Below are 17,146 nucleotides of genomic sequence, written 5' to 3'. Positions count from 1 at the left end.
TGCGTTGAGCGCACCCAATGCCACATTGGGGCGCTCGACCACGCCTATCCGCGACGGGTCAGCGCAGGTAGGGGTCCTTCACAGCACAGTGCCGCACATCACAGCGATCCACTCGATGTGGTGAAAACGGAGTAACCCGGGCGGGGGTGGTCCAGTTGGACCAGAATGATCCTCTGCCTAGCGGCTGGGTGGTGATGGGACACGTGCTGCGTGCTGGAGACGAACCTGGGGCAAACGATTCCCCGCTGGTGGAGGTGACCACGTACGTGGGCCGCCATGCCGAGCTCGCCGAGGCGGCGCGGCTGCTCGGGGCGGCGTCGCTGGTCACCCTCACCGGGCCGGGCGGGGTGGGCAAGACCCGGTTGGCCCAGCGGGTGGCCGCGGGCGCGCGCGGGTCGTTCCCCGACGGCGTGGTGTTCGTCGGGCTCGCCGAACTGGGCGAGCCGCAGCTGCTGGTCAGCATGGTCGCCGACCGGCTGGGCCTCGGCGACCGGTCCGCCGGTCCGCCCGTCGACCTGGTGGTGGACCAGCTGCGCGACCGGCGGTTGCTGCTGGTGCTGGACAACTGCGAGCATCTGGTCGAGGCGTGCGGCAGGCTGGCCGACGCGCTGCTGCGATCCTGCCCGGACGTGGTGGTGCTGGCCACGAGCAGGCAGTCGCTCGGTGTCGAGGGGGAACGGGTGCTGCCGGTGCCGCCGCTGGCCGTCCCGCCCGCCGGGGAGCCGGTGGAAGCCGAACGGTACGACGCGCTCCGGTTGTTCGCGGACCGCGCGACGGCGGTGGTGCCCTCGTTCGCGGTCACCCCGGACAACGCGGAGGACCTGGCCCGGCTGTGCCGGGCGCTGGACGGCCTGCCGCTGGCGATCGAGCTGGCCGCGGTCCGGCTGCGGTCGCTGTCGGTGCGGCAGCTCGCCGATCGGCTCGATCACCGGTTCACGTTGCTGACCAGGGGTTTCAAGGGCGGCCCGAGCAGGCACGAGACCCTGCGGGCGCTGATCGACTGGAGCCACGAGCTGTGCACCGAGCGGGAGCGGCTGTTCTGGTCGCGGGCGTCGGTGTTCTCCGGGAGTTTCGACCTCGACGCGGCCGAGGACGTGTGTTCGGGGGACGGGCTGGACCGGGCCGCGGTACTCGACGTGATCGACGGGCTGATCGACAAGTCCCTGCTGCTGCGCGAGGAGGAGCGGGGCGTCGCGCGGTACCGGATGCTCCAGACCGTCCGGCAGTACGGCGAGGACCGGCTGCGCGCGGAGGACGACCTCGCGCGGTGGCGGCGACGGCACCGCGACTGGTGCCTGGAGCTGACCGGGCGGTTCGCGGCGGGCTGGTTCGGCGGCGAGCAGGTCGCCTGGGTCGCCCGGCTCCGGCAGGAGCACGCCAACCTGCGGGCCGCGCTGGACTTCTGCGCTGGAGACGCCGAGGAGGCGGTCGCCGGACTGCGGATGGTGTACGAGATCAAGGAGTTCTGGGTCCGCAGCCTCAACACCGAAGGCCGGATGTGGCTGGGCAAGCTCCTCGACGTCGCGCCGCCGGACGCGCCGGGACGGGCGGCGGCGCTGTGGATGTACGCCTTCCTCGCGCTGATCCAGGTCGACCGCGACGCGTTCGAGGACGCGCTGACCAGGGCCGCCGAGATCGCCGGACGCACCGGGGACGCGAAGGCGCTCGCCTACGTCGACCACGTCCGCGCCTACTCCCTGCTGATCGACAACCGGAGCGAGTGCGCGGCGGCGTTGTTCGGCGCCGCCGCGGCGCGGTTCCGCGAACAGGGCGACGAGGCCGCGGAACTGTGGTCGACCTACAACCACGGCCTCGCGGTGAGCCTGACCGGCGCCCGGGACCAGGGCCGTCGCGTGCTGACGGAGTGCGTCGAGCGCTACGCCGCACGCGGTGAGGTGTCCTGGCGGTGCTGGGCGCTGTGGTCGCTCAGCGCCGCCGAGTACCTGCACGGGGACATGGCGGCCTCGGCCGCGGCGGGGCTGGAGCTGCTGCGCCTGCAGCCAGGCGGCGACCGGACGCTCGTCGCCTTCGCGCTGACCGTCATGGCGGGCTGCGCCGCGCACACCGGGCAGCCGCGCCCGGCGGCCAGGATGTTCGGCGCCGCCGCGGAGATCTGGCGGTCGGTCGGGGCCTCGCTGAACACCTACGCGGCGTTCGAGGAGCCGATGCAGCGCGACATCCAGCTGGTGACCGCGGAACTCGGGCTCGAAGACGCGGCGCAGGAGTTCCTGCGCGGGACCGCGCTGTCGGTGGACGAGGCGGTGGCCTACGTGCTCGACACCGGGCCGCCGGAGGAAACCCGGCCCGAGGGGACCGCGGTGCTCACCAAACGGGAGAGCCAGGTCGCCGAGCTGGTGGCGGAAGGCATGACGAACCGCGAAATCGCCGAGAAGCTGGTGATTGCCCGCCGCACCGCCGAGACCCACGTCGATCACATCCTGACCAAACTGGGGTTCACCAGCCGCGCCCAGATCGCCGTCTGGGTGGTCTCCCGCCGTTCATGACGCCTTGCCCAGCCGGAGCAGCTCGGCGCGGACCGCGATCTCCAGCTCGAACCGGTCCCCTGGCCGGGAGAGGGCGGCGGTGAGCGGGCCGTCGAGCTTCGTGACGCGGTGCCGCAGCGTCTGCGGGTGGACGCCGAGCCGCCGGGCCGCCTCGGCGAGGTTCCCCCTGGCCGCGAGCCACGCGGCCAGTGTCACCAGCCGCGCGGTGCGTTCCCGCTCGCCGAGCCCGTCCAGCGGGGCGAGGTGCCGCTCGGCGAGCCGGCCGAGCAGCGCGTCGTCGGCGAGGAGCAGCAGCGTGCGGAGGTGGTCCGCGCAGTCGATGAGCGGCTGCGCGGGGAGCAGCCCGCGGCCGGCGAGGTCGAGGGCCCGCCGGGCGGCCCGGTAGGCCGCGGCCACCGCGCGGGGGGCCGCCGGGGGAGCGACGGCGATCCGCCAGCCGGGCAGCGCGGCGACGAGTTCGGCGGTGTCGAGCCGGTCCTCGGCCATCAGCAGCGCGGGCTCGGGCGCGTCGAGGTCGGCGAGTACCGACTCGCCGAAAGCGTTGGGGGACAAGGAATCCGCGTCCGCCGGTGGCTGGAGCGCGACCACGGTGACCCGCTCGGGCAGTGGCCAGCCCGCCGCCGCGGCGGCCTCGGCGAGGTCCGGCCCGCCGACCGGCGGCGCGGTCACCGCCAGGCGGAGCAGCCGGATCCGGGGAGTGGTCGCGGCGGCCTCGGCCGTGGCGTGCCCCTCCTCGGCCCAGGTGGACAGCATGCGCACGTGCAGCGAGATCGTCTCCGCGCAGCGGGACAGGGTTTCGGCGCTCAGGCCCTGGTGCCGGGCATGGTCGGAAAGACAGCGCCAGGCGATCTGGCCGCCGACCTGACAGGCGGCCCGCAACGCCCGCGGCGAGTGACCGCGGGCGAACTCGGCTCGGCCGAGGTCGCGCAGCAACTCGGCCGACTCCTTGCCGGCGCCCGGCCGGGTGCGCGCGTCGAGGCAGCGGACCAGCAGGGTTTCGACCGCGGCGGTGAACACCCTCCCGAGCGGCCCGTCGAGGACGTTTGAGTACTCGGGGACCGATCGCCGGACGCCCTCGACGATGGCGCGGGCCAGCGTGCCCGCCTGGGCCCGCAGCGCGTCGACCACGGTGGGCGGCAGCACCGCGCCACCGTGGTCGACGCCTCGGTCGTGGACACGCTCCGCGTTTTTCACGTCATGCAGCGTGCCCGCCCGGCGGCGGAACCTCATCGGTAGATCTACGGAGAAACGCTACGTATTCCGTCAGGGCAGGGTCAGCCCGTAGGCGGAAAGCGCCGCCGGGACCGGCTGGAAGAACGTCTCGCCGCCCGAGTTGCAGTCACCGCTGCCCCCGGAGGTGAGGCCGAGTGCGGTGGAGTTGTCGTACAGCGAGCCGCCGCTGTCGCCGGGTTCGGCGCAGACGGTGGTGTCGATGAGGCCGGTGACGGTGCCCTCCTCGTAGTTCACCGTGGCGTTCAGCGCGGTGACCGAACCGGAGTGGACCCCGGTGGTGGAACCGCTGCGGGTCACGTTCTCACCCACGGTGGCCTCGCCGGCGCCGGTGATCTGCGTACCGTCGTTGACCGAGCTCGGCGTGTCGACGCCGGACTCGTAGGAGGCCCACGAGTAGTCGTGGCCGGGGAAGCTGGCGTCCTGGGTGCGGGCGATGTGCTGGGAGTTGCCCTGGTCGGCCCACCAGTCGTTGGTCGCCACGCCGCAGTGCCCCGCGGTCAGCAGCGCGGGGTTGCCGCTGCTGTCGTGCACGTTGAAGCCCAGTGAGCACCGCAGGCCCTGGCCCCAGATCGCGTCGCCGCCGCTGATCAGCGGCCGCAGCTTGCCCGCGGTCCGCTTCAGCTGGGCCTTGGCCCCGAAGCCGTCGACCACGCCGGTCAGCTTCGCCAGGTCGGCACCGGCCACCGTCGAGTCGGCGGTCACCAGGACGTGCCCGGAGCGAGGGTCGACGCGCCACGCCGTGCCGGGGATCCGGGCCGAGCGGTCGAGTTCGCCCGTCACGGCGGCCAGCTCCGAGGCGCGGTAGTCGACGAACTTCGGCACCGCGCCCGCCGCGCGGACCTGGTCGGCACCGGCGGCGTCGGTGACGGTGACGAACAGCCGCGAACTCGCGCTGTCGTAGTACGAACCGACGGTCCGGTCACCGAGTGCGGTCGTGACCTTGGCGGACAGCGCGGTGGCGCCGCGGGCGTCGAGGGAACTCGCCGCGGCCGGGCCGGGTGCGGCGAGCACCACGCCGGTGACGAGTCCCGCGGCGGCACAGACGACGATCCCTCGTCTGGTCCGCCTGCGGATACGTGCTGTGGACATGGTCATCTCCGTCCTCTGGGGATTCGAGCGATGACACACCGGTGCGGACAAGCGAAAAAGCGCGCGACGACCAGGTTACGGTTTCACGAAATACCGCTCCACCCACGAAAGTCGCGAACCTCCGGCAGGTTTCGCACTACGTGCGAAACCTCGTTCGCCCACCCGGTTTCCTTACCCGCCTTGGTCCTCCGGCACGGTTTCCCAGGCACGGGCCAGTTGCGCGCGCAGCAACGGCAGGGGGCTGTCGTCGCTGCCGTGGACGCGGTCCGCGAGCCGGATCAGGGTGTCGCAGCGGGCCAGCAGCAGTGCCCGCGGTCCCGTCGCGTCCCCCGCGAGCCGTGCCACGCGCAGGGCCGCGTTCGCGCCCACGGAGATGACGAGCCCGGCGATGTCCTCGGCCGGATCGCCCAGGACCGCGTCCGTCCAATCGAGAACGCCGCCGATCCGGCCCGACCCGGTCACCAGGAGGTGTTCGCCTTTGAGGTCGTGGTGCAGCACTGTCGCCGGGCCCGCCGCGGGAACGGGCCCGGTGAGCCGGTGCGCGAGCGCGGCGTGGTCCCCGCCGAGCCGGGCCGCCGCGTGCGCCGCCTCGTCGACGAGGGCGGGCAGGGAACGCGCCGGTGCCGCCGGAAGGTCGAGTGTGGCCAAGGGAACCGCGCGCAGGCCGGTCAGCAGGTCCGCCAGATCCCGTTCCCCGGCCGGGGAAACCGACTGACGTTCCGCCGACACCCCGGAAAGCCTTGTGTCGAGCGTGAAACCGAGCCCAGGGGCCCACTCGCCGACGGCGACGCTGCGCGGCACGGCGACCGTGAGGTACGGGCGGATCGCTTCGCGCAGCGCGATTTCCCGGCGCTGCCCCGCGGATCCGGCCGGGTCGCGCGCCAGGCGCAGCACGTGGCCGGTACCGACCCACCAGGTGTCGTGGTCGCCGCCCTCGTCGACGCGGCGGATCGGCGGTTCGCCGGGCAGCACGTGGCGGAGCAGGCGCCGCACGAGATCGGATGAGGTCATGGCCTCTCGATCATGGCATCGCGCGCACCCCGGACGCGAACGGGTTTGCGGGCCCGGCGAAGCCCGTGCTAGCTTTTTCCCGCGCCCCGTATGGGCCTACGCATGGAGGTAGCGGTCTTCTTTGCGGCGAACGCCGCACAGTCACCCTGGTGAACGGCACGGGTATTTCCCGTGTCCGCCGTTCCTTCGCGCGTGTCGGCCGCGGGGCTTTTCCGTGTCCGTTCCCGGGTGTCCCTCCTGCGATCTTTCATCGATCCGAAAAGGACTTCATGACCGAGGAACAGTACGAGCACTTCGACGTCGGCGCCTTCCAGCGCCGGGTCATCGCCGAATTCCGCGCCAACGCCGGGAAGGTCGCGATGTTCGGCGACGAGGCCTCGCTGGCGCTGGTGACCACCACCGGGGCACGCAGCGGGCTGCCCCGCACCGTCCCGTTGTCCTATGTGGACGTCAAGGGGCAGAAGGTGATCGTCGCCTCCGCGATGGGCGCGCCCCGGAATCCCGCCTGGTACCACAACATCCGGAAGAACGCGATGGTGACCGTGGAGACCGGCACCGAGACGTTCGAGGCGATCGCCGCGATCCCGGCCGGGCCCGCGCGCGACGCGCTGTTCGCCGAGGTGGTCGCGATCGAGCCGGGTTTCGGGGAGTACCAGGCGAAAACCACGCGGCCGATCCCGGTGGTCACGCTGCACCGCGTGGACGGGGGCGCCGACCGGGTGCGTGGCATGGGGGACTTCGTCGTCGAGGCGCACGACTGGCTGCGCGCCGAACTCGCCGAGCTGCGCCGCCGGGCGGGCGAAGGTGAGGCGCTCATCAGGACCGCCGATCTCGGCCGGGAACTGCGTGCGCACTGCCTGAGCTTCTGCGGGGCGCTGAAACAGCATCACCACGGTGAGGACGCGGGCGCGTTCCCGATGCTGGCCGCCCGGTTCCCCTCGCTCGCGCCGGTGCTGGAGAAGCTCGCTGCGGAGCACGTGGTGGTCGCCCGCGCGCAGGAACGGATCCGCGTGCTCGTCGAGGAGTACGTCCCCGGCGAGAGCGATCCGGTCCGGTTGCGCGAGGAACTCGACCGGCTGGCCGCCGAGCTGGAGGCCCATTTCGCCTACGAGGAACGGTCGATCGTGACCGCCCTCAACGCGCTGGGCCCGGCGCCCGAAATCCCCTGACCGCCATGGCGCGCACGCCGGGCGCCGTCGAGTCCCGGACGAACGGGCAGTCGGCGGGCCGCCCGGCGTCGCCGAGGTCCAGCCGCAGGTCGACACCGCTCGCCACCCGGTACGGGCGGGTGTCGACCACCGTGCCGAGGAGCTTGCGCAGCCGGGACACCTCGGCCCGCGCGGTGATCACGTGGTCGGCGTCGCCGTAGAGTGCCCTGCTCAGCGCCGCCGCGGTCAGCCCGGCCGGACCGGCGTGGTGCAGCAGCAGGAGGATCTCGGCGTGCCGGACGGTCAGCGGGCTGCGCCACGGCGTCCCGCTCCCGCTCACCTCGATGCGCGGCGGCCCGGACAGGTCGAGCAGTAGCCGCACCGCGGTGTCGGTGCTGTTCGGCCGGACCAGCCAGCCGCCCGCGACGGGTTCGGGCAGGCACAGCCCGAGACCAGGCACGGTGATCGCGCGGTCGCCCCGCGGCCGTGTGACCCGGTCCCTGGCCGCGATGCCCGCGCTGTGCGCCACCCAGCCGTGCTCGTCCACCAGCAGCAGCGGCCCGTTCACCCCGGCCAGCCACGGCGCGGCCGCGGTGCGCAGCTGTTCCAGCTCGTGCTGGTGATGCCGCCACAGCATCAGCTCGGCGAGGCGGACCGCGGTCTCGATGAGCGCGCCGATGGTGGGATGCAGGGTCAGTGCCGGACCACTGACGTCGACGACGCCGAGCAGCTCGCCGGTGCGCGGGTCGTGGATCGGCGCCGCCGTGCAGTACCAGGGATGCTGTGGCTGCTCGAAGTGCTCGGCGGAGAACAGCTGGACCGGCGCCGCCTCCGCGATCGCGGTGCCGATGGCGTTGGTGCCCACCGCCGCCTCGGTCCACACCACGCCGTCGACGAAGCCGAGGCGGTCCGCGCGCAGCCGCGTGCTCGCCGCGCCCTCCCGCCACAGGATGACGCCGTCGCCGTCGGTGACCACGAGCAGGAACTGCGAGGCGTCCGCGACCGAGGAGATCAGCCGTTTGATCTCGTCGATGACGAACCGCAGCGGGGACTCCCGGCGCAGCCGCTCGACCTCGTCGAAGGGCAGCGGGGCGCGGCCGTTGCGCCCGTCGGGGTCGAGCCCCAGCGCGAGCACGCGCCGCCATGACCGGGCGACGAGCTCCCTCGGCCGCAGCGCGGGCCGGGCACCGCCGAGGACGGCGTCGTAGGTCCTGGTCAGAGCGCGCGCGTAGGTCGGCAGGTCCATACCCTGCTCGATCGCTGGGAAGACGCTCACGATCACCGGCTCCGTCGCTGGGGTGCCTTGGACCATAACTCCGGGTGCATGACGAGCGCCATAGGCCCGGGCCGTGCAATGCGCCGCAACCCTTGCCGCTCTGCTCGCCGTTCGCTGTGCTGTGGGTCACACGAGGCGAAAGGGAGTGCGATGACCGCGACCGTGGAAAGCAGGCTGACACCGCAGGAACGGGTCGACACCTGGCTCGGCGAGTTCGAGGCCGCGCTGGCCGCGCGGGACGTGCCGAGGGCCACCGGGATGTTCGCCGTCGACAGCTTCTGGCGGGATCTGATCGCGTTCACCTGGAACATCAAGACGGTCGAGGGCCGCGAGGGCGTGGCCGCGATGTTGACCGCGCAGCTGGAGAGCATCGATCCGGCCGGATTCCGGACCACCGAACCGCCCGAGGAGGACGGCGGGGTGACCTCGGCGTGGATCGAGTTCGAGACCGCGGCCGGTCGCGGACTCGGTCATCTGCGGCTCAAGGACGAGGGCGCCTGGACGTTCCTCACCACGATGCACGAGCTGAAGGGGCACGAGGAGCCGCGCGGGTTCAACCGGCCGAAGGGCGCCGCGCACGGCGCGGACCCGGACCGGCGCACCTGGACGGACCAGCGCGAGGCGGAGGAGGCCGAACTCGGCTACACCCGGCAGCCCTACGTCGTCGTGGTCGGCGGGGGACAGGGCGGCATCGCACTCGGCGCGCGGATGCGTCAGCTCGGGGTGCCCGCGCTGGTGCTCGAACGCAGTCCCCGCGCGGGCGACTCGTGGCGCAACCGCTACAAGACGCTCTGCCTGCACGACCCGGTGTGGTACGACCACCTGCCGTACCTGCCCTTCCCGGACACCTGGCCGGTCTTCGCGCCGAAGGACAAGATCGGGGACTGGCTGGAGATGTACACCCGGGTGATGGAGATCCCGTACTGGACGTCGGCCACCTGCCTGTCCGCATCCTACGACGAGTCCACAAAGGAATGGACGGTCGAGGTGGACCGCGCGGGCGAGCGCGTCACCCTGCGCCCCCAGCAACTCGTGCTCGCCACCGGGATGTCCGGCAAGCCGAACCTGCCCACCTTCGCGGGGCAGGACCGGTTCGCCGGCGACCAGCACCATTCGAGCGCGCATCCGGGGCCGGAGGCCTACGCGGGCAAACGCGCGGTGGTGATCGGCTCCAACAACTCCGCGCACGACATCTGCGGCGCGCTGTGGGAGGCGGGCGCGGACGTCACCATGGTGCAGCGGTCCTCGACGCATGTGGTGAAGTCCGATTCGCTGATGGAGCTGGGGCTCGGGGACCTCTATTCGCAGCGCGCGGTGGCCGCCGGGGTGACCACGCAGAAGGCGGACCTCACCTTCGCCTCGCTGCCCTACCGGATCATGCCCGAGTTCCAGATCCCGGTGTACCGGGCGATCGCCGAGCGCGACGCGGACTTCTACGACCGGCTGGAGAAGGCGGGCTTCCGGCACGACTGGGGTGACGACGGCTCCGGCCTGTTCATGAAGTACCTGCGCCGCGGCTCCGGCTACTACATCGACGTCGGCGCGGCGGAGCTCGTGGCGAACGGTGACATCAACCTGGCCCACGGCGGCGTGCGGGAGCTGACCGAACACGCGGTGGTGCTGGAGGACGGCACCGAGCTGCCCGCGGACCTCGTCGTCTACGCCACCGGCTACGGCTCGATGAACGGCTGGGCCGCCGACCTGATCGGCCAGGACGTCGCGGACAAGGTCGGGAAGTGCTGGGGCCTCGGCTCGGGCACCACGAAGGACCCCGGGCCGTGGGAGGGTGAGCAGCGGAACATGTGGAAGCCGACCCGGCAGGACGGGCTGTGGTTCCACGGCGGGAACCTGCACCAGTCGCGGCACTACTCGCTGTACCTGGCGTTGCAGCTCAAGGCACGCAGCGAGGGCATCCCGACCCCGGTCTACGGCCTGCAGGAGGTCCACCACCTGAGCTGAGCGCGTCTCCGCTCCCGTGGTGCCCGCATGACCCCGGCGAGCCAGAACCCGATAAAACTTGCCCACCGAGAAAAGTTGCTCGGTGGGCAAGTTTGTGTGTACCGTCGGGGGCATGGCGGAGGACGGGGTGCCGGGCCTGCGGGAGCGCAAGAAGCTACAGACCCGCAAGGCGCTGAGTGACGCGACGCTGGACCTGGTTTTCGAGCGTGGGCTGGAGAATATCCGGCGCGAGGACATCGCGGCGCGGGCCGGGGTGTCGATCCGGACGTTCAACAACTACTTCGCGAGCAAGTACGAAGCGCTGGCCTACCGGCAGATCGAGCGGATGAAACGCAGCGTCAGGATACTCCGGTCGAGGCCCGCCGACGAGCCGTTGTGGACGGCGATCACGGTGGCGTGCACCAAACCGCTCGAGGACGACGGCGGGGAGGGCGGCGTGCCGAGCCCGGCCCAGCTGGCCGCGGTGCGCGAGCTGCTCGGCGCGCCGGAGATGGCGGCCACGCTCCAGAAGGCGGTGCTCGGCGCGGACGGCGAGCTGATCACCCTGATCGCCGAGCGCACCGGCACCGACCCGGCGAAGGACCTGTATCCGCGGCTGGTGGTGGCCGCGATCGGGTCCGCCTGGCAGGCGGCGTCCGAGGTGTACCTGAACGCCGAGCCACCGGTGCCCATCGTCGGCCTGCTCCGGCGCGCGCTGGAACAGATCGCCGCCGGGTTGCCCGACCCCTCCGCCTGACCTTTCCAGGTAATGGACACGGAAACAGGGGGTTTGTTTGTCATGCCCGAAAACACTGTCATGCCCGAAAACGCCGAAGTGGTCATCTCCGGCGCGGGCCCGAACGGGCTCATGCTCGCTGCGGAACTCGCGCTGGCCGGGATCCGTCCGGTCGTGCTGGAGCGGCTGCCCGAGCCCAGCGACGAGCCCAAGGCGAACGGGATGGTCGGCCAGGTCGTGCGTTTCCTCGATCAGCGCGGGCTGTACGAGGAGATCAGCGGCAGGGCCGGTCCGCCACACCCCGCCCCGGCGTTCTTCTTCGGCGGGATGACCCTCTCGTTCGCCGAGGTGGTGGACAACCCGGTCCACCTGTTGCCCATCCCGCAGCCGAAACTCGTGCGCCTGCTGGACAAGCGCGCGCTCGGCCTCGGCGTGGACGTCCGGCGGGGCCACGAGCTGACCGGATTCGGCCAGGACGAGAACGGCGTGACCCTCACCGTGACGGGCCCGCGCGGCGAATACGAGGTGCGTACCCGGTTCCTGGTCGGCGCGGACGGCGGGAAGAGCCTGGTGCGCAAGCGGACCGGCATCGCGTTCCCGGGGACCACCGACACCAGCGGCGTCACGCGGATGGCGGCGGTCAGCATGCCGGACGCGCGGCGGACGCCGAACGGCGGAATCGACGTACCGGGCTTCGGGCCGCTCGGTTTCGGCTTCAACCGGTTGGAACGCGGCACCTTCGTCTTCGCGGAGCTCCAGCCGGGCAAGCCGGTGATCGCGACCGGCGAACTCGCCGGTGAGCCGATTCCGGACGGCACACCCCTGACGCTGGACGAGCTCCGGGACAGCGTTCGCCGGGTGCTCGGCGTCGACCTGGCGTTCGAGGCGCCGACGGGTCCCGGCCCGCACGCGCTGCGCCGGGTGACCGTCCAGAACACCCGGCAGGCGGAGAACTACCGCGCGGGCAACGTCTTCCTCGTCGGCGACGCGGCGCACGTGCATTCCGGGATGGGCGGCCCCGGGCTCAACCTCGGCATGCAGGACGTGGCGAACCTGGGCTGGAAACTCGCGGCGCACCTGCGCGGCCGGGCACCCGAGGGCCTGCTCGACACGTACCAGAGCGAACGCCATCCGGTCGGGGAGCGCGTCATGACGCACTCGCTCGCGCAGAGCGCGCTCATCGCGCCGGGACCCGGCGTCACCGCGCTCCGGCAGCTGTTCGGGGAACTGATGCGGAAGCCGGAGAACTCCGGGTACATCGCGCATCTGATGGCGGGTTCCGAGGTCCGGTACGACATCGGGGACGCGCATCCGTTGTCCGGCCGGATGGTCCCGGAACTCGCCGTCGGTTCCCGCCGGGTCACCGAACTCCTGCGCGCGGCGCGCCCGGTGCTGGTCGACTTCACCGGTGGTGTGGAGTTCGCCGCGGCCGCGGCGGGCTGGGCGGACCGCGTCGACGTGGTGTCGGAGTCCACTTCGGACACTCCGGTCGCGGCGGTGCTCGTCCGGCCGGACGGCTACGTCGCCTGGGCGGCCGACCGTCCACAGGAGACGGACGGCCTGCGCGAGGCGCTGACCCGCTGGTTCGGCGCCGCGGCGTAGAGTTCCGTGAATGCCACATTGAGGGACTCTGAGTCCCTCAATGTGGCATTCACGGACAGCCGCGTCAGCGGAGGTGCTTGAGCAGGGCGGGGACGAACTTGGCGGCGTCGACGGTGCCCCAGCCGGACACGATGTCGAAGCCCTTGCCCGCGGAGAATCCGGGAACGCCGTTGTAGGCGTTGTTCCCGCTGGTCACGTCCACGATGCCGGACGCCGTGCCGCCGGAGCCGAGCCGGTACAGCGCCGGGTTGATGAACCCGAGCCCCTTACCGGCCTGCTGCGAGGCGAGGTCGACCACCGCGGCGAACAACGGCGAGGACTGCGAGGTGCCCGACGTGCCCAGCAGCGAGATGTCCGGCAGCGACCGGCCCTTGGCCTTGGTCACCTTGCCGACCTCCTTCTGCCAGTCGGGCACGCCGTACTCGTGCGAGACACCGCCGCCCGACCGCGACCACAGGTCGTCCGGCCGGGTCCGGGTGCCGTCGGGGTTGAGGTGCAGCACGGTGCCGCCCACCGCGGTGACGTAGGAGCTGGCGGCGGGGAAGCTCACCACCTGCTTGCCCCACGCGCTGCCGTCCTTCTTCTTGCCGGTCGAGCCGTCGTCACCGCTGGAGGCGGTGATGGTGATCCCGGCGTCGGTCGCCTTCTTGAAGTGCGCGTCGAGATCGTGCAGCTGCTGCGAGCTGTCGAAGTCGTCTTCCGGCGTGCCGAGGCTCATCGAGATGACGTTGGCCGACTTGTGGTCGGCGAGGTAGTCGATGGCCTTCATCATGTCGGGGAACCCGTCGATGCCCTGGGTTTCCGAGGTCGGGGTGGCCACGACGAGGATCTTCGCCTTGGGCGCGAGCGTGTGGAACATCGCGACGTCGAGGTCGGTCTCGCCGCCCCAGCTGGCGCAGTCGGCGGGCACGCCGGGGTCGTCGCACGAGGGCACCGGGCCCGCCGGTTCGAGGATCTCCACGTCCGCGGGCGGCAGGCCGTGCGAGCGCGAATAGCTGTCGATGTAGGCCTTGATGTTCTTGTCGCCGTAGGAGACGATCGTCGCCAGCGCCGTGCCGGTACCGTCGATTCCCTTGTCGTACAAAGGTTTCGTGTGGTACGCGGTTTGCAGGTTGTTGCCGGCGGCGGCGATGGCCCGGTCGGTCAGCGCGGCGCGCTCGTCGGCGTTCTTCGTGGCGCCGAGCAGTTTCGCCGCTTCGCTGAAACTGTGGTGCTTGGCACTCGCGTGGTCCCCGGAGGGTGCGGCGCCCGCCGTGCCCGCCCCGCACAGGGCGACCGCGACGGCCGTGCCCGCGGCGAGGGCGAGCGCCCTCCGTACGCGGTGCGGACCTCGGTCTCGGCTGAACCCAGCAGACATTCGGTGTTCCTCCAGCTCGGCGGTGTCACGGTGCGCTCCCGCCGGATTAGTACCTCGCCAGGCGTGTCCCTGCCACGGCCATTGGTCGCGGATGCGGTGATACCCCCAGGAACCCGGCGATCCGTGCGAAGCGGCCGAAAGGGGATCAGGCCCGCCGGGTCAGTGGCCGGCTGACCAGCGCGCCCACCAGCACGAGCACCGCCACGCCGCCGAACATCCACCGCGCCGAACCGGTGTCCGCGTCGCCGCCGAGATTCACCAGCAGCCCCGCCAGTGCCGAGCCGAACGCGTTGGAGACGAGCTGGACGGTGTTGATGGCCGCGGACGCGCGGTCCGCCTCCGCGCCGCCGGATTCGACACCCATCGCCTTGGTCGCCAGGTGCGGCCACGCGATCCCGATCCCGCTGCCCGCCACCAGCAGGCCGAGGACCCACACGACGACCGTGCCCGCCCCGGCGTCGGCCCGCTGGGTGAGGGCCAGCACCGCAAGGCCGCCGCCGAGCAGCAGCGGCGCGGCGAGCAGGATCCGCCGGATCGCGCTCGCGCGGACCGCGTTGGCCGCCGGGATCTCGCCGATCGTCCAGCCCGCCGCGAGCACCGCGCCGAGGAATCCGGCGGCCACCGGTGCCAGCCCGGCGAGCCGCTGCCCGAACAGCGGTACGAACGCCTCCGCCGTCGAACCGATCGACAGCACGACGATGAACAGGTAGATCCACTTCGTCGGCGCCGCGTGCTCGAAGGTCGAGCGCGGCAGCACCCTGGCCTCGGCGCGGCGTTCCCGCGCGACGAACCCGACGACCAGAATCGCCGCCACGACAAGGAAAACGATGCGCACGGTGTGCTGTTCCGCCACTCCGGCGACACTCACCAGGAGCACCGCCGCCGACAGCAGCAGCATCGACACCAGCGGCGTCGGCATGACCGTCCCTTCCGGACGTGCACGCGGCAGTGCCTTCGGGACGAGGACGGCGAGCCCGAGCGCCGCGGCGGCGAGGGCGACGAACGCCACCTGCCACAGCCGCAGCTGCCCGAACAGCCCGCCGAGCGCGGGCCCGGCCAGCGTGCCGACGCCCCACATCGCGGAGATCAGCGCGGAAGCGCGTGCCCACAGCCGTTCGGGCAGGCTGGACCGGATCAGCGCGTACCCGAGCCCGGACAGCATGCCGCCGCCGACGCCCTGCACCGCGCGGCCCGCCAGCAGCACCGCCATGGTGGGCGAGACGGCGCACAGCACGGACCCGGCGACGAAGAAGGCCAGCGCGAGCACGTACGAACCGCGGGCCCCGAAGCGCGCGACGGTCCGGCCGACCACCACCGAGGAGGACACCGAAGCCACCAGGAAGACCGTGGTGCTCCAGGCGTAGAACCGTTCGCCGCCGATGTCCGCCACGATCGTGGGCAGCATGCTCGCGGTGAGATAGATGTTGGTGGCGTAGAGGGCCACGCCCCCGGCCAGTACCACGATCGTGCCGAGGTGGCGCCTGCTCAGCAGATCCCGCCACGTGCCCCCGGCCTGGTCCGCAACCGTCGTCGTCATGCGGTCGACGCTAAAAGCTCCAGTTCGCTGGAGGTCAACCTCGGGATGGGGTGGATCACGTGCCGGACAAGAGAAATCGCGGAGGTGCCCGCGGACCAGCAGGCACCTCCGCGACATGCAGGCGGTGTCCGGGGGGCGCTCATTTTTCGGCGAAAGAGGCCCACCCGCGGACTCCACCCTGGTTCAGTGCGTACGGCCCGCGCGCCGACGCCGAACCACGAACACACCGGCCAGCCCGGCGACGGCGGCGAAGCCGGATCCGAGGATCCACTCCGTGGCCGTGCCACCGGAAACCGGCGACTGCGCCTCGGCGGGTTTGACCGCCGGGGCCTGATCGAAGCCGCCCAGCCTGCCCTTGCGGACATAGTCCGAGCCGGGCATCTTGTCGGCGTACTTGCCGTGCACGGTCCGCTGGTACTCCGCCAGCGTCGCGCCCGACGGGCCGACCACGCGCTTCGCGACGTCGTTCAGTCCGACGACGCGGCCTTCGTGCACCCGGTACCAGGCGTTGATCTGGGGTTCCGTGAAGACCGTATCGCCGCCCGCCTGCGCGGGATAGGTGATCTCTTCGGTTCCTGTGGTGATATTGCTGGCTTCCCAGCCCTCGCCCTGACGGGTCAGCCAGACCGAAGCGTCCTGGCCGCTGGCCGACCGGGCGTGCACGGCGTAGTAGCCGAACGTCGCGACGTCGGAGGAGCCCCCGGTGACGAATGCCGGGTTGAGCGTGTTCACCGTGAGCGGCGTGCCGACGATCTGAGGCGCTTTCGCCGCCGCGGCGGCGTTTTCCTCGGCCTTGCTCATCATCGACGACGGCTGGCCCGCCGCGTGGCGGTCGGCGTCGACGAAGAAATGGGCGATGAAGTCGGTCGCCTGTGGGGTGGTGGCGGCCTGGCCGACGGCGTCAGGCTCCGGGGAAGCGCTTGCCGTGGCGGTGCCCAGCAGCAGTGCGAAACCGGCGACAGCCGAGCCGGTGAGCAGTCGTGTCGTCTTGTTCATCGCCATCACTTCTCCCCGTAGAGAGATTCGGCCCAGCGGAACTGACCGTTCGACCGGTAGGACTGGTGCCGCATCTGGCTGTAGCGCGGGCTGGACGGCCACGGGTCGCCGTAGGACAGCGCCTGGGTCGAGCTGTCGTAGCCGTAGATCACCTGCGCGTGGCCGCCGCCGGCGGTCCAGTAGATGCCGGTCTCGATCGGCGAGTTACCGTCGATCGACTGTTGGACCTGCGCGAAGCTGAGCGCTCCGCCGATTCGCCCGCCGTTGATGCCGAGCGCCTGGAACGCCGTCTGGACCCACTCCAGGTAGCCCGCTTCGTTGGGGCAGTACTCGCCGGGCTGGCCGCCGCGCGCGACCGAGCAGAAGTCGGTCTGGCTGTAGCCCTGGTCCTTCTGCAGGTACTGGGCGATGGTGAGCCCGCTGCCGGCCCAGCACCACTGATCCTGCTCCTGGACCTGCTGGCTGATGTTCAGCTGCTTGCTCGCGGTGGGTCCGGCGGGGGCGGCCGAAGCGACGGTGGCGGGGGTGAGCACACCCACCGCCAGGGCGCCCGCCGCGAACACGGCGGCCCGCCGCAGGCGGCTCGCCGTTGATCTCCGCGCGCCGCGGGGCGGCGCACTCGTGCTGGGCATGGTTGCTCCTTTCGGCCCGACCGCGGGGGCCGGATTCGGGAACGAGGACCATGCGAAGCATCGGCCGAATGGCTCGAACGGGGGTAA

At 71.7% G+C, this 17,146-nt stretch carries 13 protein-coding genes; 5 read left to right on the top strand and 8 right to left on the bottom strand.

From position 1 onward, the window contains the following. The first annotated feature begins 254 nt into the window (after nt 1-254). On the top strand, nt 255-2,504 hold the full coding sequence (locus tag ABD987_RS11495; RefSeq protein WP_345390404.1) for an ATP-binding protein: 2,250 nt from the start codon (nt 255-257) through the stop codon (nt 2,502-2,504). Here ABD987_RS11495 and ABD987_RS11490 read toward each other — a convergent pair. The 3 genes from ABD987_RS11490 to ABD987_RS11480 all read right to left on the bottom strand — a co-directional run bounded on the left by ABD987_RS11490 (nt 2,499) and on the right by ABD987_RS11480 (nt 5,837). After that, the gene (locus ABD987_RS11490) at nt 2,499-3,698 is read right to left on the bottom strand and encodes a helix-turn-helix domain-containing protein (RefSeq protein ID WP_345390401.1); all 1,200 of its coding nucleotides are present in this window, start codon (nt 3,696-3,698) and stop codon (nt 2,499-2,501) included. The two genes, ABD987_RS11495 and ABD987_RS11490, sit on opposite strands and share 6 nt — an antisense overlap. Nucleotides 3,699-3,767: 69 nt before the next feature. After that, nucleotides 3,768-4,826, bottom strand: coding sequence for a S1 family peptidase (locus tag ABD987_RS11485; protein ID WP_345390398.1), 1,059 nt, complete (start codon nt 4,824-4,826; stop codon nt 3,768-3,770). 171 nt (nt 4,827-4,997) lie between these two features. After that, entirely contained in the window at nt 4,998-5,837 is an 840-nt protein-coding gene (locus ABD987_RS11480) for a phosphotransferase family protein (protein WP_345390395.1), read from the bottom strand. A gap of 269 nt (nt 5,838-6,106) precedes the next feature. On the opposite strand from ABD987_RS11480, the gene ABD987_RS11475 reads away from it, so the two are divergent. After that, nucleotides 6,107-7,006: a nitroreductase/quinone reductase family protein gene (locus tag ABD987_RS11475; protein ID WP_345390392.1), complete on the top strand. Its 900-nt coding sequence runs from the start codon at nt 6,107-6,109 to the stop codon at nt 7,004-7,006. On the opposite strand, the gene ABD987_RS11470 is transcribed toward ABD987_RS11475, so the two are convergent. Next, the gene (locus ABD987_RS11470) at nt 6,972-8,261 is read right to left on the bottom strand and encodes a sigma-54-dependent transcriptional regulator family protein (RefSeq protein ID WP_345390389.1); all 1,290 of its coding nucleotides are present in this window, start codon (nt 8,259-8,261) and stop codon (nt 6,972-6,974) included. The two genes, ABD987_RS11475 and ABD987_RS11470, sit on opposite strands and share 35 nt — an antisense overlap. Nucleotides 8,262-8,411: 150 nt before the next feature. Here ABD987_RS11470 and ABD987_RS11465 point away from each other — a divergent pair, with 150 nt between their 5' ends. From ABD987_RS11465 to ABD987_RS11455, 3 genes are all read left to right on the top strand, one after another. Continuing rightward, nucleotides 8,412-10,220 (top strand): flavin-containing monooxygenase, encoded by a 1,809-nt coding sequence (locus ABD987_RS11465; RefSeq protein WP_345390387.1) that lies wholly within the window; start codon nt 8,412-8,414, stop codon nt 10,218-10,220. A 112-nt stretch (nt 10,221-10,332) separates the two neighbouring features. After that, nucleotides 10,333-10,956 (top strand): TetR/AcrR family transcriptional regulator, encoded by a 624-nt coding sequence (locus ABD987_RS11460; protein WP_345390384.1) that lies wholly within the window; start codon nt 10,333-10,335, stop codon nt 10,954-10,956. 42 nt (nt 10,957-10,998) lie between these two features. After that, nucleotides 10,999-12,537, top strand: a complete 1,539-nt coding sequence (locus ABD987_RS11455) for an FAD-dependent monooxygenase (RefSeq protein WP_345390381.1) — start codon at nt 10,999-11,001, stop codon at nt 12,535-12,537. Between the two features lie 64 nt (nt 12,538-12,601). Here the strand turns inward: ABD987_RS11455 and ABD987_RS11450 are convergent, their stop codons facing one another. The 4 genes from ABD987_RS11450 to ABD987_RS11435 form a co-directional block, all read right to left on the bottom strand. Continuing rightward, nucleotides 12,602-13,894: a S53 family peptidase gene (locus tag ABD987_RS11450; protein ID WP_345390378.1), complete on the bottom strand. Its 1,293-nt coding sequence runs from the start codon at nt 13,892-13,894 to the stop codon at nt 12,602-12,604. Nucleotides 13,895-14,039: 145 nt separating this feature from the next. Then, nucleotides 14,040-15,431 (bottom strand): MFS transporter, encoded by a 1,392-nt coding sequence (locus ABD987_RS11445; protein ID WP_345390375.1) that lies wholly within the window; start codon nt 15,429-15,431, stop codon nt 14,040-14,042. 183 nt (nt 15,432-15,614) lie between these two features. Beyond that, nucleotides 15,615-16,433 (bottom strand): hypothetical protein, encoded by an 819-nt coding sequence (locus ABD987_RS11440; protein ID WP_345390372.1) that lies wholly within the window; start codon nt 16,431-16,433, stop codon nt 15,615-15,617. Further along, a complete protein-coding gene (locus ABD987_RS11435; RefSeq protein WP_345390369.1) occupies nt 16,433-17,059 on the bottom strand; it encodes a papain-like cysteine protease family protein in 627 nt (208 codons plus the stop codon). The genes ABD987_RS11440 and ABD987_RS11435 overlap by 1 nt, the downstream gene beginning before the upstream one ends. Between the last annotated feature and the right edge of the window lie 87 nt (nt 17,060-17,146).

The organism is Amycolatopsis samaneae (assembly GCF_039541975.1).
Classification (GTDB): Bacteria; Actinomycetota; Actinomycetes; order Mycobacteriales; family Pseudonocardiaceae; genus Amycolatopsis; species Amycolatopsis samaneae.
The sequence above is the reverse complement of the archived record's forward strand: the minus strand, read 5'-3'. Positions and strand labels throughout refer to the sequence as shown.